Genomic DNA, 17724 nt, shown 5'->3' with positions numbered 1-17724 from the left:
CTCGGTGCTGTTCGGGTGGCGGCGCGGGCTCAGCCGCGGTCGGGCTCGCCGGGCTCGGACTCCGGCTCGACGGGGATGGTGGCGTCGCGGCCGGGCTCGACCGGGTCACCGGGCGCCGCCTGCGGCGGGCGCGAGCCGAGCGGGGTCGCGTCGCCGTGGCGGGCGTCAGGCGTCGAGACCGGCCCCGGCGCCGAGCTGCCCGTGCTCGCCGCGACCGACGCGGCGACGGAGTAGTCGGCGTCGACCGGCGGGATGTGCTCGCGCAGCAGCGCGAGCGAGCGCGGCGCGAGCCGGCCCGACGAGCCGGCGACGATCGCCTCCTCGCGAGACTCGCGCGCACCGGTGTCGATGAGCACGTCCCAGGCGCGTGCGTACTCCTCGGCCGGGATCTCGAGCTCCCGCTCCTCCTCGGAGGCGTTCACGTACAGCAGGAAGTGGTTGTCGACGACGCGCTCGCCGCGGCTGCCGCGACCCGCGATGCCGTTGCCGTTGAGGTACATGCCCAGTGCCTTGTCGGCGGCGCCGTCCCAGTCCTCGGGCTCCATCGGCGTGCCGTCGAGCCGCAGCCAGACGATGTCGTTGAGGCGCTCGCCGTCGCCCGTGCGCACCGTGTTGCCGGTGAAGAAGCGCTTGCGGCGGAACGTCGGGTGGTCGCGGCGCAGCTTCGCCACCGCGGCGGTGAACTCGATGAGCGGCTGGTCCACGTTCGACCAGTCGATCCAGGCGATCTCGGAGTCCTGCGCGTACGTGTTGTTGTTGCCGTGCTGGGTGCGGCCCAGCTCGTCGCCGTGCAGGATCATCGGCACGCCCTGGCTGAGCAGCAGCGTCGCGAGGAAGTTGCGCTGCTGGCGCGCCCGGATCGCGAGGATCTCGGCGTCGTCGGTCGGCCCCTCCACCCCGTAGTTGTAGGAGCGGTTGTGGCTCTCGCCGTCGTTGCCGTCCTCGCCGTTGGCGTCGTTGTGCTTCTCGTTGTACGAGACGAGGTCGCGCAGCGTGAAGCCGTCGTGCGCCGTGACGAAGTTGATGGAGGCGACCGGGCGCCGGCCCGAGTGCTCGTAGAGGTCGGCGGAGCCGGCGAGGCGGCTGGCGAACTCGCCGAGCGCCGTCGGCTCGCCGCGCCAGAAGTCGCGCACCTCGTCGCGGTACTTGCCGTTCCACTCCGTCCACTGGGGCGGGAAGTTGCCGACCTGGTAGCCGCCGGGGCCGATGTCCCACGGCTCGGCGATGAGCTTGACCTGGCTGATCACCGGATCCTGCTGCACGAGCTCGAAGAACGTCGACAGCTTGTCGACGTCGTAGAACTCGCGGGCGAGGGTGGCGGCGAGGTCGAAGCGGAAGCCGTCGACGTGCATCTCTGTGACCCAGTAGCGCAGCGAGTCCATGATGAGCTGCAGCGCGTGCGGGTGGCCGACGTTGAGGCTGTTCCCGGTGCCGGTGTAGTCCATGTAGAACTGCTTGTCGTCGTCGACGAGGCGGTAGTAGGCCGCGTTGTCGATGCCGCGCCAGCTGATCGTGGGGCCCATGTGGTTGCCCTCGGCGGTGTGGTTGTAGACCACGTCGAGGATCACCTCGATGCCCTCGGCGTGGAGCGCCTTCACCATCGCCTTGAACTCCTGCACCTGCTGGCCGCGCTCGCCGGTGGCGGCGTACTCGGCGTGCGGGGCGAAGAAGCTGAGCGTGTTGTAGCCCCAGTAGTTGCGGAGGCCCTTCTCCTGCAGCGTCGCGTCGTGCACGAACTGGTGCACCGGCATGAGCTCGATCGCGGTGACGCCGATCTTCTTCAGGTGGGCGATGACGGCCGGATGCGCGATGCCCGCGTACGTGCCGCGCAGGCTCTCGGGCACCTCGGGGTGCGTCTGCGTGAGGCCCTTGACGTGCGCCTCGTAGATGATCGTCTCGTTGTACGGCCGCCGCGGGTAGCGGTCGCCCGTCCAGTCGAAGAACGGGTTGATGACGACGCCCTTGACCATGTGGGGGCCGGAGTCCTCGTCGTTGCGCGAGGAGGGGTCGCCGAAGTCGTAGCTGTGGAGCGGCTGGCCCCAGTCGATCGAGCCGCTCGTCGCCTTCGCGTACGGGTCGAGGAGCAGCTTGTTGGGGTTGTGCCGCTGGCCCTGGTCGGGGTCGTAGGGGCCGTGCACGCGGTAGCCGTAGCGCTGGCCGGGCTGCACCGAGGGCAGGTAGGCGTGCCAGACGAAGGCGTCGACCTCGGTGAGCTCGACGCGGGTCTCGACGTCGTCCTCGTCGAACAGGCACAGCTCGACGCGCTCGGCCGACTCGGTGAAGAGCGCGAAGTTCGTGCCGGTGCCGTCGAAGGTCGCGCCGAGCGGGTAGGGCTGGCCGGGCCAGACCGCGAGGGCGGAGTCTGCAGGGGTGCTGGAGGTCACCCGGCCCACTCTACGGAGCGGCGTTTCGCGGACATTGCGTTCCGCTGTGTGCCCGCCGCGCGGCGACCGTGGCGCCGGCACCTTGCCGGTCGCTTGCCGGGCAGATATCTTGACGTCAAGATACTTGGGAGGCGCCATGGCGCACCGCTGGGATCCGACGCAGTACCTCGTCTACGGCGACGAGCGGGCGAGGCCGTTCGTCGAGCTCGTCGCGCGCGTCGGGGCGGAGGCGCCGGAGCGCGTCGTCGACCTCGGCTGCGGCCCCGGCACCCTCACCCGCCTGCTCGCCGAGCGCTGGCCCGGCGCGCACGTCGAGGGCGTCGACAGCTCAGCCGAGATGCTGGAGCGCGCGGCCGCGATCGGCGGCGTGCGGTGGACGCTGGCCGACGCGCGCGAGTGGCGGCCCGAGCATCCGGTCGACGTGCTGGTCACGAACGCCGCGCTGCAGTGGATCCCCGACCACCTCGCGCTGCTGCCGCGGCTCGTCGAGGCGCTCGCGCCAGGCGGCTGGTTCGCGATGCAGGTGCCCGGGAACTTCGCCGAGCCCAGCCACGTGCTCCGCGACGAGGTGGCCGCCGAGCCCGAGTTCGTCGCGCACACCGGCCGCGCAGCGCGGCCGGACGCGCACGACGCGGCCACCTACCTGCGCGCGCTCAGCGACCTCGGTCTCGAGGTGGACGCGTGGGAGACGACGTACCTGCACGTGCTCGAAGGACCGGACGCCGTGTTCGAGTGGGTGCGCGGCACAGGCGCGCGGCCGGTGCTCGAGGCGCTGCCGGATGCGCTGCGGCCCGTGTTCGAGGAGCGATTCAAGGCGCGACTGCGGGAGGCGTACCCGGCGGACGCGGAGGGGCGGGTCGTGCTGCCGTTCCGGCGGGTGTTCGCGGTGGGGCGGCGCTCCTCCAGTTGAGCCGCTCCGCCGCCGCAGGCGGCCGAGCGTGTCGAAACCGCAGCATGGCGAGGTGCTCGCCGCGCGGGTGGTCTCGAGACGCGGCCGGCTGCGCCGGCAGCTCCTCGACCAGCGGGGGGCTCAGTCGCCGACGACGCGCTCCTCGCCGCCCGTGATGCGCACCAGCTCCTCGTAGCTGAGCATGAAGACCGTGTCGGCCGTGCCGGCAGCCGCCGACAGCAGCGGGTAGTCGCGCAGCGCCACGTCGACGATCGTGCGGATCGGCGCCGGGTGGCCCAGCGGCGAGACGCCGCCGATCACCTGGCCGGTGGCCGCGCGCACCTGCTCGGGCGTCGCCCGCACGATCGGCCCGGCGCCGAGGTCGGCGGCGAGCCGCTCGAGGTCGACGCGGTGCCGCCCGCTCGTCATCACGAGCAGCGGCGCATCCGCCATCCAGAAGATCAGCGAGTTCGCGATCGCGCCCACCTCGATGCCGAGCGCGGCCGCGGCCGCCTTCGCGGTGTGGGTGCCCTCGTCGAAGCGGATGACCTCGCGGTCGATGCCGAGCTCGTGGAGCCGCTGCTGGATGCCGGCGGCGCGGGCGGGGAGGGTCGTCATGCCCCCATCCTGCCCGCCGACACCGCCGACGTCGCCCCGGTCAGGCGATCCGGCTGCCCGGCGCCAGCGTCCGCGCCGGCGTGCGCGTCGTCGCGACCGCGCCCCACACCGCCGCGGCGGCGAGCGCCAGGTGCAGGGCCAGCCCCGCGAACCAGCTCGGCACGGTCGACTCGAAGACCTCTCGGCCCTGGTCGGCGTCCGGCTCCCAGCTCGACGAGAAGTCGGCGCACGTCGTCGGCTCCTGCGGGATCTGCGCCTGGCGCACGCCGAACGCGATCTGGCCGAACAGGTCGTCCGGATAGCCGTACTGGTCGAAGCTCGGCGGGATGGCGTCGGCGACGATCACGTACGGGTTCGCGGCGAGGAAGAGCCACACCCGGTCGTAGCGCTGCACCGTCTGCGGGTAGGTGGTCCCCGTCTCGATGCAGCGCTCCGTGACGCCGGCGGCGTCCTCGTCGTACTCCCACGCGATGTCGGGCCACTGCTGCTCCTCGGTGGCGGCGACCGCGCCCACGCCGAAGCCGATGAGCGTGCCGACGCTGAGCGTGGCGACCACGAGGTAGCTGACCACCGTCGACAGGATCGGCTTGCGGATGACGCCCGAGAGCCCCACGCCGATCGCGGAGACGACGCCGATCTCGAGCACGAGGATGGGGATGCTGAGCGCCACGGCCTCGAGGCGCAGCCCGCCCAGCAGCGCCGACCCGATCATGAACGGCACGCACACCGCGAGGAAGCCGAGCGACGCGATCCAGGCCGCGAGCACCTTGCCGAGCACGAGCTGCATCGACGTCACCTGCGTGACCTGCGTGGACGCCAACACCCCCGCATCCCGGTCGCCGTTGATCGCGCCGCCACTGAGCGCGGGCGTCACGAGCGAGGTGACGAGCATGACGAGGAAGATCGTCGTCGAGAAGATCGCGCCGCCGATGTCCTGCTGCCAGCCCGACAGCGAGACGAAGAGGATGACGACGATGCCGCCGACGACGACCGCGACGATGCCGAGCAGGACGTACCAGGCGACCGAGCGCACGCGCTGCGCGAGCTCGAGCCCGACGACGACCCGGAGCATCCGGAACCAGGCGCTCATGCGCGTCCTCCCGCTCGGTGCGCGCCCGGGGCGTCGCCCGCGAGGCCGAGGTACGTGCGCTCGATCTCGCCGACGGCCGGCGCGAAGTGGATGATCGGCACGCCCGCGCCGACGAGCCTGGCGAGGATCTCGGCGGCGTGCTCGTCGCGGTCGAGCGCGACGAAGGCGGAGTCGCCGACGGTGCGCACGCGGTCGAAGGCGACGCCGATGCGCGAGAGCTCGAGCGTGAGGCGCCGCGGGTCGAGCGCGCGGATGCGCCACTCGCGCGCGGCCTGGCGGGCGAGCACGATGCGCTCGGCGCCGACGACCTCGCCGCGGTCGACGAACACGGCGTCGTCGGCCATCTCGTCGAGCTCCGACAGGTCGTGGCTCGAGACGAGCACGGTGCCGCCCTCGGCGGCGAAGTCGCGGAGCAGGCCGCGCAGCTGCAGGCGCGAGGTGGGGTCGAGGCCCGCCGCGGGCTCGTCGAGCAGCAGCACGCTCGGGCGGTGCACGAGCGCGCGGGCGAGGCCGAGCCGCTGCTGCTGGCCGCGCGAGAGCACGCGGCTCGCGCGGTTCGCGAGCTCGTCGAGCCGAGCGACGACGATGAGCTCGTCGGCGCGTGCCCGGGCCTCGGCGGCGCGCATGCCGTGGAGGCGGCCGACCGTCGTGAGGATCTGCCGGGGCGTGAGCGTGCGCCACGTGCCGAGCACGTCGGGCATCCAGCCCATCGCGCGCCGCACGCCGTGCGGGTCGCGCACCGGGTCGGCGCCGTGGATGCGGATGTCGCCCGTGTCGGGCGCGAGGAGCGACGCGAGCATGAGCAGCAGCGTCGTCTTGCCCGCGCCGTTCGGGCCGATGAGGGCGGTCACCTCGCCCGGGCGCGCGTGGAAGGTCATGCTCCGCACGGCGTGCACCTGGCCGAAGCTGCGGCGCACGTCGCGCACCACGATGCCGCCCGCGTCGAGCGCCGGCGGCTCGGGCCGGCCGGCGAGCGGATCGACGAACGCCGGGCCAGCCGGGACCGGCTCCGGGGCGCCGTCGGGCGCCGGCGGCGTGGTGGTCATGGCGCGAGCATAGGGCCGGGACGCGAGGAGTCCTCGACGACTCGGCGAACGCGCGGTGACCATCCGGTGCGGCACCGGCCGCCGCCCGCGCCGGGCCCGCCTCCGGTGCGTCACCCGCGCGCGCCTACGCTGGACGGGTGCCGCGCATCCCCCGCCTCTCCCCCGGCGGCATGGTCGTCGGCGTGCTGCTCGTGGTGTGCGCGATCTCGTCGGTGCAGCTGGGCGGCTCGATCGCGAAGACCGTCTTCGACCGCATCGACCCCGCGGGCCTGACGCTGCTGCGGCTGGTCTTCGCGGCGGCCGTCATGCTGCTCGTGGCGCGGCCGCGCATCCGCTCCTGGGACGCCGGCGCGTGGCGCGCGGTGCTCGCCCTCGGCGTGACACTCGCGGGCATGAACCTGCTCTTCTACCTGTCGCTGCCGCGCATCCCGATCGCGCTCGCCGTGACGCTCGAGCTGATCGGCCCGCTCGTGCTCGCGCTCGTGCAGTCGCGACGGCTCGTCGACGTCGCGTGGGTGGGCCTCGCGGCGATCGGCGTGGGCGTCATCGGCGCGCAGGCGGTCGGCGGCGACCTCGACCCGGTGGGCGTGCTGCTCGCGCTCGGCGCGGGCGGGTTCTGGGCGCTCTACATCCTCTCGTCGGCGGCGGTCGGGCAGCGGGTGCCCGGGATGGGCGGGCTCGCGGGGGCGCTCGTCGTGGCGGCCGTCGTGGTCGCGCCCTTCGGCGCCGCTGGCGCGATCTCGTCGACGCTCGCCGACCCGTCGGTGCTGCTGCCCGCGTTCGGCATCGCGATGCTCTCGAGCGCGATCGCGTACGGGCTCGAGCTGCTGGCGCTGCGGCGCGTGCCCACGCGCGTGTTCGGGATCCTCATGGCGATGGAGCCGGCCGCCGCCGGCATCTTCGGGCTGCTGGTGCTGGGCGAGGCGCTCGGCGGGCTCGACCTGCTGGCGCTGGCGCTCGTGATCGCGGCATCCGTGGGCGTCGCGCTCTCGGCGGCGCGAGCGCGGCGCGAGCCGCCGCCCACGACCGGGCAGCTGCCGCCGCTGCCGTAGGACCCTCCGACCTCTCCCGACCTGCGCCCGCTCCGCGCTCGTCCGTCTCGCCCTCCCGGCCCGGCCGCCGGCCGCTCGCCATCCGGGCGCAGATGTGCAGGGAATGGCCGTCCTGAGACCTCCAGGACGACCGTTCCCTGCACATGTGCGGCGGGAGGCGCGGAGGCGCGGGTGGGACGATGAGGGCATGGCGGACGAGTCGGGCGAGGGGCGCGGCGACTCGCGCTGGGCGCGGCCCGGGTCGCGGCCGCGCGAGGCGCCGCGGGCGGAGCCGCGCTCGGAGGCGTCCGCGTGGGTGCGCGGGCCGCGCGAGCGGCGGATGGTCGAGCCCGTGTCGGGCGTGCCCGTGCCGGAGCTGCCGTGGGAGGCGCCGCCCGAGGACCCGGCGGGCGCCCGGCGCGAGCCGTCGATCCTGCCGGTCGCGATCGGCGTCTCGCTGCTGGCGGTGCTGGCATGCGTGCCGCACTGGGTGGCGCCGACTGTCGCGCTCATGGTGTCGCTCGTGGGCATCCCGATCGCATGGGGCTTCCGGCGCATCTCGGCCGGGCGGCGACGGATCCAGTACGTCGTCGTCGTGATCGCGCTGCTGCTGTGCGCGACGCTCGCCGTCGTCGCGCCGATGCTGTGGCTGCAGGCGGGCGTGCTGCAGCCGCTCGAGGTGCCGGGGACCGACTAGCGCCGGCGGGACGGGGCGTGCGGCATGGGCACGGAGACGCCGCCCTCGCGGAGCTCGTCGAGCATCTGCCGGATGCGCTGCTGGCGCGTCTCGTCGCGGCACGGGCGAACCAGCCGAGGTAGTCGTTGCGCTGGTAGTGCGGGCGGGCGTCGTGGTCGGCGCGGAGCCCTCGACCAGCGCGGCCGAAGGCCGCTCGTCTGTTCGATTCCCGTCAGGAGCGGACGAAGGCCCGGTCTGGGACCGGGCCTGAGAGAGCGGATGACGGGAATCGAACCCGCGCTATCAGCTTGGGAAGCTGAAGTTCTGCCATTGAACTACATCCGCGCAGCCGCGATGCGGCCGGGATCATCGTACGCCAACTGGCTGGGGAGTGGTCTCGAGACGCGCGCCGCCTCCGGCGGCGTGCTCCTCGACCAGCGGCGAGAGGTCAGGCGACGAGGTCGCCGTGCTCCGGGTGCTTCTGCAGCCAGCCCTGCACGAACGTGCACTGCGGCACGATGCGGCGACCGGCCTCCCGCGCATCCGCCATCGCGAACGCCGCGAGCGCGCTGCCCACGCCGTGCCCGCCGTACGCCTCGCCGACGACGGTGTGCTGCAGCACGCGGCCGCGCTCGTCGTCGACGTAGGAGAGCACGCCGGCGAGCCGATCGCCGATGTGCGCCTCGTAGCGGCCGCGGTCGGTGTCGTCGCCCACGACGACGTGCTGGTGGTCGCTCATGCTCCCATCCAAGCCGGAGCGGCGCCGGCCGACAAGGCCGACGCCGCTCGCGGAGGGCTCCGCTACGGGGTGTCGCCGGGGCGCGGCGGCTGGTCGGCCCCCGGCACCTCGGGCGCGGCGACGTCGGCGCCGGCGGCGGGCGCCGCCTGGCCGGCCGCCACGGGCCGCTTCGTCTCGTGCATCGTGTCGTGCAGCTTCACCGGCTCGGCCTGCTGCTTGCCCTTGCGCTTGGCACGGTTGCGCGCGTACGCGAGGTTGAGCACCTCGACGAGCACCGCGAACGCCATCGGGCCGTAGATGAGGGCCTTCTCGATGTGGATGCCGAAGCCCTCCGCCACGAGGAAGACGCCGATGAGCAGCAGGAACGAGAGCGCCAGCATCTTCACCGTGGGGTGGCGGTTCACGAACTCGAAGATGTACTTCGCGGCGAACAGCAGGATGCCGAACGAGATGACGACGGCGGCGATGATGACGACCATGTTGCTCGTCATGCCGACGGCCGTGATGACCGAGTCGAGCGAGAAGACGAGGTCCATGAGCAGGATCTGCGCGAGCACCGCGCCGAACGTCGCGCGCACCGCCGAGGCGCCGTGCTCCTCCTCGCCCTCGAGCTTCAGGTGGATCTCGTGCACGGCCTTGTAGAGCAGGAAGCCACCGCCCGCGATGAGCACGAGCTCGCGGCCCGAGAAGCCCATGCCGAACACCTCGAAGAGGTCCTCGTCGAGCGTGATGATCCAGCCCGCGAGCAGCACGAGGAGCACGCGCATGCCCATCGCGAGCGTGAGGCCAAGGGTGCGGGCCTTCGCCTGCTGCTCCTCGGGGAGCTTCGAGGCGAGGATCGAGATGAAGATGACGTTGTCCACGCCGAGCACGATCTCGAGCACGAACAGCGTGAGGAAGATCGCGATGAGATCGGGCGTGAATTCGAGTGAGAAGTCCATCAGGCCTCAGATCGTAAGCAGGTCAGGCGTCGGGATGCTGTGAGTCCGGATCCCGGTCCGGCGCGGCCTCGTGCGGCGCGATGCCCCGCCGCAGCCACGGGCGGAAGAGCCGCGTGACGAACGGCAGCACCCAGCCGACCATCACCGGGGTGAGCAGCAGCGTGGCGATGAGCAGCCGCAGCCACAGCGGCAGCTCGGCGAAGCCGGGGATGAACGAGAGCAGCCACGTGGTGAGCAGGTTCATCGGGAAGAACGCCACCCACACGGTGACCGCCTGCTTCCAGCGCGGCGGGGCCGGCTCCTCCACCCGGATCTGCACCTGCTCGCCCGGGAGCGTCACGCCCTCGACCGCGTCGAACCATCCCTCGATGCCGGTGCGGCGCTCGACGCGCGCCTCGTGCGCGAACGCGGCGCCGGCGTCGAGCCAGCGGCGGCGCTCCTCGGAGTCCTCCCACTCGGCCAGGCGGTCCGCGTCGTCGAAGCGGTAGAGCATGTGCCAGGTGTCGCTGCCCGGCGCCTCCTCGACCCAGCCGGCGCCGAGGAAGCCGGGCCGGGTGGAGGCGAGGTCGATGCCCTGCTGGAGCCAGGTGCGGGCGTACAGGTGGAGCGACGGATCGATGCGGCGCTCGATCGCGACGGTGATGGGCTGCGACATGCCTCCCAGGATGCCGCGATTCCGTGACGCGCTCGTGTCGCGCGCGTCACGGCCGAGGTCAGGGGACGCGGTGCAGCCAGGCCTCCGTGTCGAACTTCGTGAGGATGAGGTCGTCGGCCGCGGCGAGCTCGGCGTCGGTGAGCGCGCCGTCGGCGCCGCCGTAGAGCCGGCGGAAGGTGCCCTTGAGGGCCTCCTGCACGTCGGCCTTCGTCATGCCGGTCTGCGAGCGCAGCGGGTCGACGCGCTTCTTCGCGCTCGTCGTGCCCTTGTCGCTCAGCTTCTCCTTGCCGATGCGCAGCACCTCGGTCATCTTGTCGGCGTCGATGTCGTACGACATGGTCGCGTGGTGCAGCACAGCGCCGCCCGCGAGGCGCTTCTGCGCGGCGCCGCCGATCTTGCCCTTCGCGGAGGTGATGTCGTTGAGCGGCGCGTAGTACGCTTCGATCCCGAGGCCCTTGAGCGCCTCGATCACCCACGCGTCGAGGAACGCGTAGGAGTCCTGGAAGCTCATGCCCTGCACGAGGTCGCCCGGCACGTACAGCGAGTAGGTGATGGCGTTGTCGGGCTCCGAGAACATCGCCCCGCCGCCCGTGATGCGGCGGAGCACCGGGATGCCGTGCTTCGCGGCGTTCCCGGGGTCGACCTCGTTGCGGTAGCTCTGGAACGAGCCGATGTAGACGGCGGGGCCCGAGAGGTTCCAGAAGCGCAGCGTCGGCCCGCGCCGGCCGGCGCCGACCTCCTGCGTGAGCACCTCGTCGAGCGCGACGTGCTGGATGGGCAGGCGCGGCTCGTCGTCGATGATCGTCCACTCGTAGTCGGCGAACGAGCGGGCGTGCTGGAGCGAGCGGCGGATCGCGACGCCGACCGCCTCGGGCGTGAAGCCGAGCAGCACGGCGTCCTCGGGGAGGGCGGCGCGGATCGCGGCGGCGATCTCGGCGGCGGTGGAGGAGGTGGGGAGGCCCTCGACGGCGGCGTCGATGGCGCCGAGCGCCTCGTCGGGCTCGAGGAAGAAGTCGCCCGCGAGGCGGAAGCCGGCGATGCGGCCGTCCTGCTCCTCGAGGTCGACGACCACGAGCTTGCCGCCGGGGACCTTGTACTCGCCGTGCATGGGGCCAGCCTACGTCGGCCGCCGGCCCGCTGCAGTTGCGCAGGGTCGTCTCGACTCGGGCGGCGGCTGCGCCGCCGTCCGGCTCGACCGGCGGAGAGGGGCCGCTCTACTGCTGGGTGGGGACGAGGCGGGCGTCGAACCACTCGACGAGGTCGTCGAGCACCTTCGCGCGGTTGATCTCGTTCACGATCTCGTGGCGCGCGCCCGGGTAGACGGTGACCGTCACGTCGTCGAGGCCGCCGCGGCGCCGGTACATGTCGGCGAGCCGGCGCATGGAGCGCGGGCCGCCGAGGGTGTCGTCGGAGCCGCCGACGATGAGCAGCGGGATCGGATGCGCGAGCCGCGAGGGCACGCCGAACAGCCGCGCGCCCTCGATCGGCCCGAACAGCTGCAGCACCTTCGCGGGGAAGGTGAGCGGATCGGCGACGAACGCGTCGACGACGGCCTGGTCGCGCGAGAGCCACTCGTAGCCGGTGCCGCCGAGGTGCGCGTGGCGGGCGTTGAGGTCGCCGGCGTTCATCGAGCCCGGCAGCCGCAGCGCGGTGCCCGAGAGCACGACGGCGTCGACGAGCTCGGAGTGCCGGTCGAGCAGGATCTGCGTCGACAGCGACCCCCACGAGTGGCCGAGCAGCCCCACCGGGAGGCCCGGGTGGGCGCCGCGCATGCGCTTCAGCGCCGTGACGAGGTCGCCGACGACGGCGCGCATCCCGCCAGGCCCGAGCCTGCCGAGCTTCGCGAGGTCGCCGCCGTGCTGCTCGATGCCGGTGGCGCCGTGGCCGCGCTGATCGATGGCGTGCACCGCGTAGCCCGCGTTCACGAGCCGCTGCGCGACGTGCTCCCAGCGGAGCGCGTGCTCGCCGAGGCCGTGCGCGAGCAGGATCGCGCCCTTGGGCCGGCCCGGCTTCCAGCGGTACTCGTGGATCGTCACGCCCTGCAGGTCGACGAAGGTCGACTCGTCGCGGAGGGCGGTGATCTGCACGGCGCCACTCTACGCCGCGGCTCCTGCCCGATCCGGGGCCGCGGCGCGGGCGGACGCGAGCATCCGCGCGCGGTCAGCCCAGCGCGCCCCGCACGGCGACGGCGAGCACGGGGCGCGGGTCGGAGTCGTCGCCGCGCGCGATGCGGTGCAGGATGATGCCCTCGCAGGTCGCCGCGAGCGCCTCGGCCGCCACCCGGGGCTCGGCCGCGCCGAGCCGCTCGAGCACCGCGGCGACGCCCGCGACGTAGGCGGGGCGGTCGGCGCTCAGCCGCTCGCGCACGCGCGCGTCGTGCGTGGCCTCGAGGAACAGCACGTGCCGCGCGGTCGTCGCCACCCGCATCGGCCCCGTCAGCTGCTCGACGAGCGCGGCGAGCTGCTCCACGAGCTCGGCCGCATCCGCGGGGTGCACGGCCGCCTCGAGCCCGCGCAGCTCGGGCCCGACGATGCCGTCGGCCGCGCCGTCGACGAGCGCCGCGCGGGTGCGGAAGTGGTTGGAGGTCGAACCGGCGGGGAGGCCAGCGCGGTCGTCGACGCGTCGGTGCGTGAGCGCGTGCGCGCCCTCGGTGCCGAGCAGCTCGACGGCCGCCCGGATCGCGCGATCGCGAGTGCTCACGCGCTCCACGATAGGCCGCCCGCGCATCCGCCCCTCCGTCCGCCGATCGGTCCGCCGTCCCTGTGCCGACCCGGCAGGATCCGCCCCTGGACGCGTTACTACGATCGTAGTACCGTGCGGCCATGGAAGCCCCGACCACGGCGCCCATGCCCGAGGTGGCAGGCGCCTCGCACCGCCGGATCCGCGCCGGCGACCTCGACGTGCACGTCGCCGAGGCGGGCGACGGCCCGCCCGTCGTGCTGCTGCACGGCTCGCCCCAGCACTGGTTCGAGTGGCACCGCGTGCTCCCCGACCTCGCCCGCGACCACAGCGCGATCGCGCCCGACCTGCGCGGCTGCGGCTGGACCTCAGCGCCGCAGGGCGGCTACGACGCCGCCACCCAGACCGCCGACGTGCTCGCGATCCTCGACGCGCTCTATGTCGGGCCGGTCGTCCTCGTCGCCCACGACTACAGCCTCTTCCTCGCCTGGCGGATCGCCTTCGACCACCCCGAGCGGCTCGCGGGCCTCGTCGCCGTCGGCGCCCCGCACCCCTGGACCCGGCCGAGCGCCGCGATGGTGCCCCACATGTGGCAGCTGTGGTTCCAGCCGGTGCTCGCGGCGCCCGGCATCGGGCCGCGGTCGGCCGCGCGCGGCCGGCAGCGCGTCGTGCGCTGGATGCTCGACCACCCCGACCGGCCGTTCTCGGCCGCCGAGCGGGAGGCATTCCTCGCGCCCTGGCGCGACCCGAGCCGGGCCCGGGCGCTCTCGGCGGTGTACCGGCAGCTGATCCTGCCGGGCATGGCCGAGATGCCGAAGGGCCCGTGGGACGGCCGGCACCTCGCGGTGCCGACGCGCATCGTGCTCGCGGGCGACGACCCCGTCATGACCGAGTCGGCGCTCGGGCCGTGGCGCGGCACCGCCGAGGACCTGCAGGTGACGACGGCGGAGGGTGCGGGCCACTACCTCGCGCACGACCGGCCGGAAGCGGTGGCGGCCGCCGTGCGCTCGCTCACCGCGGCGCGCTGAGCGAGGCCGGCGCTGAGGGAGACCGGCACTGAGGGAGACCGGCACTGAGGGACCCCGTGCGATGCTGGCGGCATGCCGCAGGTCGTCGCCGAGACGTGGGTGCCGATCCCGCCCGAGCTCGCGTTCGCCGTCTCGCAGACGCACGGCGCGGTGCGGCTCCGCTGGGACCCGTTCATCAGCGCGCAGCGCTTCGTCGGCGCCGAGCGGGCGGCGAAGGGCGTGCGCACCGTGACGCGCACCCGGCTGGGCCTGTCGATGCTCAGCGAGTACGCCTCCTTCCGGCCGCCGACCTCGGTGGGCATGACCATGCTGCGCGGGCCGTGGTTCCTCGAGCGGTTCGGCGGCGGCTGGCGGTTCGCGCCCCGCGCGCGCGACGGGGTCGACGGCACCCTCGCCACCTGGAAGTACACGTACACGGTGCGGCCGGCGTGGCTGCGCCGGATCGCCGAGCCGATCGGGCAGCGCGTGCTCGGCCGCGAGATCCGCGCGCGCATCGCGGGCTTCGCGGCCGGATGCGGCGACGAGGTCGTGCTCGCGGCCGCGCGCGAGGAGCTCGCGGGCTGAGCCGGGCGCCCGCCGCGGCGTCGGCGCGGTCGTGCGCGGCAGTACGATCCGGGGAGCGGCCGACGTCGGCCGCGCCTCCCCAGCCCCCTCCCCGAGGAGCAGCATGCCCTGGCGCCGCCGCGACGCATCCGACCTGACCGCGACCGAGATCGTGCTCCCCGAGGAGCGGCTCGGCTGGGGCCGCACCATCGGCCTCGGCATGCAGCACGTCGTCGCCATGTTCGGCGCGACGTTCCTCGTGCCGATCATCACCGGCTTCCCGCCCTCGACGACGCTGCTGTTCTCAGGGCTCGGCACGATCCTGTTCCTGCTCATCACCGGCAACCGCCTGCCGAGCTACCTCGGCTCCTCGTTCGCGTTCCTTGCGCCCGTCGCCGCCGCGACCACGATGGGCGGCCAGGGCTTCGCGCTCGCGGGCATCGTGCTCGTCGGCGCGCTGCTCGCGCTCGTCGGCGTCATCGTGCACTTCGCGGGCACCCGCTGGATCTCGGCGGTCATGCCGCCCGTCGTCTCGGGCACGATCGTCGCGCTCATCGGCTTCAACCTCGCGCCGGCCGCCAAGGGGAACTTCGAGGAGGACCCCCTGCTGTCGATCATCACGCTCGGCGCGATCATCCTCACCGCCGTGCTCTTCCGCGGCCTCATCGGCCGCCTCGCGATCCTCGTCGGCGTCGTGGTCGGCTACGTCGTGGCCGCGCTGCAGCAGAAGGTCGACTGGACGAAGGTCGAGGCCGCGCCGCTCATCGGCCTGCCCGACTTCCAGACGCCGTCGTTCGACCCGGCGCTGCTGCCCTCGCTCCTGCTGTTCGTGCCGGTCGTGCTGCCCCTCATCGCCGAGAACCTCGGCCACGTGAAGGGCGTCGGCCAGCTCATCGACCGCGACCTCGACCCGCTCGCCGGCCGCGCGCTCATCGCCGACGGCGGCGCCACGATGCTCGCCGGCCTCTTCGGCGGCTCGGCCACCACCACGTACGGCGAGAACATCGGCGTCATGAGCGCCACGCGCGTCTTCTCGACCGCCGCCTACTGGGTGGCTGCGATCACCGCGATCCTGCTCGCGCTCAGCCCGAAGGTCGGCGCGATCATCTTCGCCGTGCCGGCGGGCGTCCTCGGCGGCGTCACGACCGCGCTGTACGGCCTCATCGGCATCATCGGCGTGCGCATCTGGATCGAGAACCGCGTCGACTTCTCGGTGCCGAAGCACCAGTTCGCGGCGGGCGTCGGCCTCATCGTCGCCATCGCGAACTACACGCTCACGGCCGGCGAGCTCGTGTTCGAGGGCATCGTGCTCGGCACCGTCGCGACGCTCGTGATCTACCACCTCATGGGCGGGCTCGAGCGGCTGCGCGGCGGCCGTGGGCCGGCGCCCCGCGAGGACCACGCGCCGCCGGCGGCGACGGCGGGCTGAGCCGGAGCCACCCGCCGGTCGAGCCGCTCCGCCGCCGCAGGCGGCCGAGCGAGTCGAGACCCCTGCATCGCGGGCGGCTCGCCGAGCAGGTGGTCTCGAGACGCGTGCGGCCTCCGGCCGCGCGCTCCTCGACCAGCGGAACGGACGACGGAGGCCGACCCGGCGATCGGGTCGGCCTCCGTCGTGCAGGGCGCAGCTCAGCGGGCGCCGGCCGGCTCCCCGTCCGCGGCCTCGTCGCGGATCCGCTCCGCCTCGCGCACGACGTCGAGGTCGGCGAGCGGCATCGACGAGGTGTCGAGGAACGGGTTGTCGTCCTGGCCCTCGACGAGCGCCACGGCCTCCTCGCGCGTCTCGACCGTCGGCACCGAGCCGACGAGCGGGCGCTTGGCCGACTCCGGCATCGTCAGCAGCGCGAGGCCAGCGAGCACCGAGAAGAACATGATGTAGAACGCCGGCATGTACGTGTTGCCGGTCAGCTGGATGAGCGCCTCGCTGAACAGCGGCGTCGTGCCGCCGAAGAGCGACACCGAGATGTTGAACGCGATGCCCATCGCGCCGAAGCGGGTCGCCGTCGGGAACAGCGCCGGCAGCGCCGACGTCGACGGCGCGACCCAGAGCGCCACCGGCAGCGCGACGAGGCAGAGCGCCACGACGACCGTCCAGATCTCGCCCTGCTGCATGAGCCAGAACGCCGGCACCATGAGCACGAGCGTCGACGTGACGGCCGCGATGTACAGCGGCTTGCGGCCGACCCGGTCCGAGAGGCGCCCGAACACCGGCAGGAGGGCCGACATCCCGATCAGCACGGGCACGGTGACGAGCGCCGCGAACAGGTTGGTCGTGCCGACCGTCTGCTCGAGGTACGTGGGCATGTAGCTCGTGAGCGCGTAGCCGGCGGTGTTCGTGGCCGCGACGATCGCGGCGGCGATGAGCATGACGCGCCAGTGGTGGCGGATCGTGCCGAGGATGCCGTGGCGGGCCAGCGGGTCGTCGGCGTCGGAGGCCTCGGCCTGCTCGATCTGCTGCGCCTGCTCGTACGCGGGCGTCTCGGGGATGCGGAGGCGGAACCAGATCGCGACCGCGCCGAGCGGGATCGCGACGAGGAACGGGATGCGCCAGCCGTACTCGATCATCGCGCCCGGGCCGGAGACCGACTCCGTGATGAGGGTCGTGACGGCCACGACCGAGGCACCCGCGGCGAAGCCGACGTACGAGCCGACGTCGAGCCACGAGGCCCAGAACCCGCGCGAGCGGTCGGGCGAGAACTCGGTGACGTAGGTCGACGCGCCGGCGTACTCGCCGCCGGTCGAGAAGCCCTGCACCATCTTCAGCAGGTAGAGCGGCAGGATCGCCCAGGCGCCGATCTGCGCCGCGGTCGGCAGCAGGCCGATCATCGCCGTCGCGAGCGCCATCATCGCCATCGTGACGAAGAGCACCTTCTGGCGCCCGATCCGGTCGCCGAGCGGCCCGAGCACGAGCCCGCCGAGGGGCCGCACGAGGAACGAGATGGCGAAGCCGAGCAGCACGACGAGCAGGCCGAGGCCGTCGTCCATGCCCGCGGTGAAGACGGCGGTCATCGTCACGGCGAGGTAGCCGTAGATGCCGAAGTCGAACCACTCCATGAAGTTGCCGACGACGGTGCCGCTGATCGCCTTCCGGACCTTCGAGGTCTTCACGACGATGACGTCGTCGACCTCGAGCCGGCGCATCTCGCCGGTGTCGGTGGTGGGAGCGGCGCCGCGGTCGCGCGCGGGCGGTGTGCTGCTGGGCATGGATCGTCTCTCTGTTGCGTATCAGGCCACGGCCGCCGGGCGCACGGAGGTGCCCGCCAGCGGCGATCGATGACGGTAGCGAGATGTCTGATGAGTGGTTCGGAGGTGGGTTCGCTATCGCGTGCGCGTCGCGTGCGCGTGCGTGCGCACGCGAGCGCGCGCGGGTAGTGAGGTGCCGGCACGACGGCCCTGCCCCGAAGGTCA

General features: G+C 73.3%; 17 protein-coding genes and 1 tRNA gene. 6 read left to right on the top strand and 12 right to left on the bottom strand.

The window, feature by feature from the left end:
- Nucleotides 1-29: 29 nt before the first annotated feature.
- Complete coding sequence (gene glgX, locus IEW90_RS02025) at nucleotides 30-2384, bottom strand: glycogen debranching protein GlgX (protein WP_229679450.1); 2355 nt, start codon at nucleotides 2382-2384, stop codon at nucleotides 30-32.
- Nucleotides 2385-2520: 136 nt separating this feature from the next.
- On the opposite strand from glgX, the gene IEW90_RS02020 reads away from it, so the two are divergent.
- The gene (locus IEW90_RS02020) at nucleotides 2521-3294 is read left to right on the top strand and encodes a methyltransferase domain-containing protein (RefSeq protein ID WP_188715493.1); all 774 of its coding nucleotides are present in this window, start codon (nucleotides 2521-2523) and stop codon (nucleotides 3292-3294) included.
- 120 nt (nucleotides 3295-3414) lie between these two features.
- Here the strand turns inward: IEW90_RS02020 and IEW90_RS02015 are convergent, their stop codons facing one another.
- From IEW90_RS02015 to IEW90_RS02005, 3 genes are read right to left on the bottom strand one after another with little or no spacing between them, the layout of a single operon-like run.
- Nucleotides 3415-3891, bottom strand: coding sequence for a YbaK/EbsC family protein (locus tag IEW90_RS02015; RefSeq protein ID WP_188715490.1), 477 nt, complete (start codon nucleotides 3889-3891; stop codon nucleotides 3415-3417).
- Between the two features lie 40 nt (nucleotides 3892-3931).
- Nucleotides 3932-4981, bottom strand: a complete 1050-nt coding sequence (locus IEW90_RS02010) for an ABC transporter permease (RefSeq protein ID WP_229679449.1) — start codon at nucleotides 4979-4981, stop codon at nucleotides 3932-3934.
- Nucleotides 4978-6027 carry an ABC transporter ATP-binding protein gene (locus IEW90_RS02005; protein ID WP_188715488.1) on the bottom strand — a complete coding sequence of 350 codons (1050 nt, stop codon included), beginning with the start codon at nucleotides 6025-6027 and terminating at the stop codon, nucleotides 4978-4980. Before IEW90_RS02005 ends, IEW90_RS02010 begins: the two co-directional genes overlap by 4 nt.
- Nucleotides 6028-6164: 137 nt before the next feature.
- Here IEW90_RS02005 and IEW90_RS02000 point away from each other — a divergent pair, with 137 nt between their 5' ends.
- Entirely contained in the window at nucleotides 6165-7079 is a 915-nt protein-coding gene (locus IEW90_RS02000; RefSeq protein WP_229679448.1) for an EamA family transporter, read from the top strand.
- A gap of 187 nt (nucleotides 7080-7266) precedes the next feature.
- Entirely contained in the window at nucleotides 7267-7755 is a 489-nt protein-coding gene (locus IEW90_RS01995) for a hypothetical protein (protein WP_188715486.1), read from the top strand.
- Nucleotides 7756-8008: 253 nt separating this feature from the next.
- Here the strand turns inward: IEW90_RS01995 and IEW90_RS01990 are convergent.
- The 7 genes from IEW90_RS01990 to IEW90_RS01960 all read right to left on the bottom strand — a co-directional run bounded on the left by IEW90_RS01990 (nucleotide 8009) and on the right by IEW90_RS01960 (nucleotide 12769).
- Nucleotides 8009-8079, bottom strand: a tRNA-Gly gene (locus tag IEW90_RS01990).
- Between the two features lie 103 nt (nucleotides 8080-8182).
- A complete protein-coding gene (locus tag IEW90_RS01985; protein ID WP_188715484.1) occupies nucleotides 8183-8473 on the bottom strand; it encodes a GNAT family N-acetyltransferase in 291 nt (96 codons plus the stop codon).
- Nucleotides 8474-8535: 62 nt separating this feature from the next.
- A complete protein-coding gene (locus IEW90_RS01980; RefSeq protein ID WP_188715482.1) occupies nucleotides 8536-9414 on the bottom strand; it encodes a TerC family protein in 879 nt (292 codons plus the stop codon).
- A 22-nt stretch (nucleotides 9415-9436) separates the two neighbouring features.
- Complete coding sequence (locus tag IEW90_RS01975) at nucleotides 9437-10069, bottom strand: antibiotic biosynthesis monooxygenase (protein WP_188715480.1); 633 nt, start codon at nucleotides 10067-10069, stop codon at nucleotides 9437-9439.
- Nucleotides 10070-10127: 58 nt separating this feature from the next.
- The gene (gene lplAB / locus IEW90_RS01970) at nucleotides 10128-11177 is read right to left on the bottom strand and encodes a lipoate-protein ligase LplAB (RefSeq protein ID WP_188715478.1); all 1050 of its coding nucleotides are present in this window, start codon (nucleotides 11175-11177) and stop codon (nucleotides 10128-10130) included.
- A gap of 106 nt (nucleotides 11178-11283) precedes the next feature.
- Nucleotides 11284-12156: an alpha/beta hydrolase gene (locus tag IEW90_RS01965; protein WP_229679447.1), complete on the bottom strand. Its 873-nt coding sequence runs from the start codon at nucleotides 12154-12156 to the stop codon at nucleotides 11284-11286.
- A gap of 73 nt (nucleotides 12157-12229) precedes the next feature.
- Nucleotides 12230-12769 (bottom strand): TetR/AcrR family transcriptional regulator, encoded by a 540-nt coding sequence (locus IEW90_RS01960; protein WP_229679446.1) that lies wholly within the window; start codon nucleotides 12767-12769, stop codon nucleotides 12230-12232.
- A gap of 122 nt (nucleotides 12770-12891) precedes the next feature.
- Here IEW90_RS01960 and IEW90_RS01955 point away from each other — a divergent pair, with 122 nt between their 5' ends.
- The 3 genes from IEW90_RS01955 (at nucleotide 12892) to IEW90_RS01945 (ending at nucleotide 15748) form a co-directional block, all read left to right on the top strand.
- On the top strand, nucleotides 12892-13776 hold the full coding sequence (locus IEW90_RS01955; RefSeq protein WP_188715474.1) for an alpha/beta fold hydrolase: 885 nt from the start codon (nucleotides 12892-12894) through the stop codon (nucleotides 13774-13776).
- A gap of 72 nt (nucleotides 13777-13848) precedes the next feature.
- Nucleotides 13849-14340, top strand: a complete 492-nt coding sequence (locus IEW90_RS01950) for an SRPBCC family protein (RefSeq protein WP_188715472.1) — start codon at nucleotides 13849-13851, stop codon at nucleotides 14338-14340.
- Nucleotides 14341-14443: 103 nt separating this feature from the next.
- A complete protein-coding gene (locus tag IEW90_RS01945; RefSeq protein ID WP_188715470.1) occupies nucleotides 14444-15748 on the top strand; it encodes a uracil-xanthine permease family protein in 1305 nt (434 codons plus the stop codon).
- Nucleotides 15749-15945: 197 nt separating this feature from the next.
- Here the strand turns inward: IEW90_RS01945 and IEW90_RS01940 are convergent, their stop codons facing one another.
- Nucleotides 15946-17457, bottom strand: coding sequence for an MFS transporter (locus tag IEW90_RS01940; RefSeq protein WP_373284751.1), 1512 nt, complete (start codon nucleotides 17455-17457; stop codon nucleotides 15946-15948).
- Nucleotides 17458-17724: the final 267 nt, after the last annotated feature.

The organism is Agrococcus terreus, from assembly GCF_014645235.1.
Taxonomy (GTDB): domain Bacteria; phylum Actinomycetota; class Actinomycetes; order Actinomycetales; family Microbacteriaceae; genus Agrococcus; species Agrococcus terreus.
This window is presented reverse-complemented; position numbering and strand designations above follow the sequence as displayed.

What these genes read in the sequence shown, in the direction of transcription:
- IEW90_RS02020 (WP_188715493.1), top strand. Translation starts at nt 2,521, where the DNA reads ATGGCGCACCGCTGGGATCCGACGCAGTACCTCGTCTACGGCGACGAG.
- IEW90_RS02015 (WP_188715490.1), bottom strand. Translation starts at nt 3,891, where the DNA reads ATGACGACCCTCCCCGCCCGCGCCGCCGGCATCCAGCAGCGGCTCCAC.
- IEW90_RS02010 (WP_229679449.1), bottom strand. Translation starts at nt 4,981, where the DNA reads ATGAGCGCCTGGTTCCGGATGCTCCGGGTCGTCGTCGGGCTCGAGCTC.
- IEW90_RS02005 (WP_188715488.1), bottom strand. Translation starts at nt 6,027, where the DNA reads ATGACCACCACGCCGCCGGCGCCCGACGGCGCCCCGGAGCCGGTCCCG.
- IEW90_RS01995 (WP_188715486.1), top strand. Translation starts at nt 7,267, where the DNA reads ATGGCGGACGAGTCGGGCGAGGGGCGCGGCGACTCGCGCTGGGCGCGG.
- IEW90_RS01985 (WP_188715484.1), bottom strand. Translation starts at nt 8,473, where the DNA reads ATGAGCGACCACCAGCACGTCGTCGTGGGCGACGACACCGACCGCGGC.
- IEW90_RS01980 (WP_188715482.1), bottom strand. Translation starts at nt 9,414, where the DNA reads ATGGACTTCTCACTCGAATTCACGCCCGATCTCATCGCGATCTTCCTC.
- IEW90_RS01975 (WP_188715480.1), bottom strand. Translation starts at nt 10,069, where the DNA reads ATGTCGCAGCCCATCACCGTCGCGATCGAGCGCCGCATCGATCCGTCG.
- lplAB (WP_188715478.1), bottom strand. Translation starts at nt 11,177, where the DNA reads ATGCACGGCGAGTACAAGGTCCCCGGCGGCAAGCTCGTGGTCGTCGAC.
- IEW90_RS01955 (WP_188715474.1), top strand. Translation starts at nt 12,892, where the DNA reads ATGGAAGCCCCGACCACGGCGCCCATGCCCGAGGTGGCAGGCGCCTCG.
- IEW90_RS01950 (WP_188715472.1), top strand. Translation starts at nt 13,849, where the DNA reads ATGCCGCAGGTCGTCGCCGAGACGTGGGTGCCGATCCCGCCCGAGCTC.
- IEW90_RS01945 (WP_188715470.1), top strand. Translation starts at nt 14,444, where the DNA reads ATGCCCTGGCGCCGCCGCGACGCATCCGACCTGACCGCGACCGAGATC.
- IEW90_RS01940 (WP_373284751.1), bottom strand. Translation starts at nt 17,457, where the DNA reads ATGCGCCGGCTCGAGGTCGACGACGTCATCGTCGTGAAGACCTCGAAG.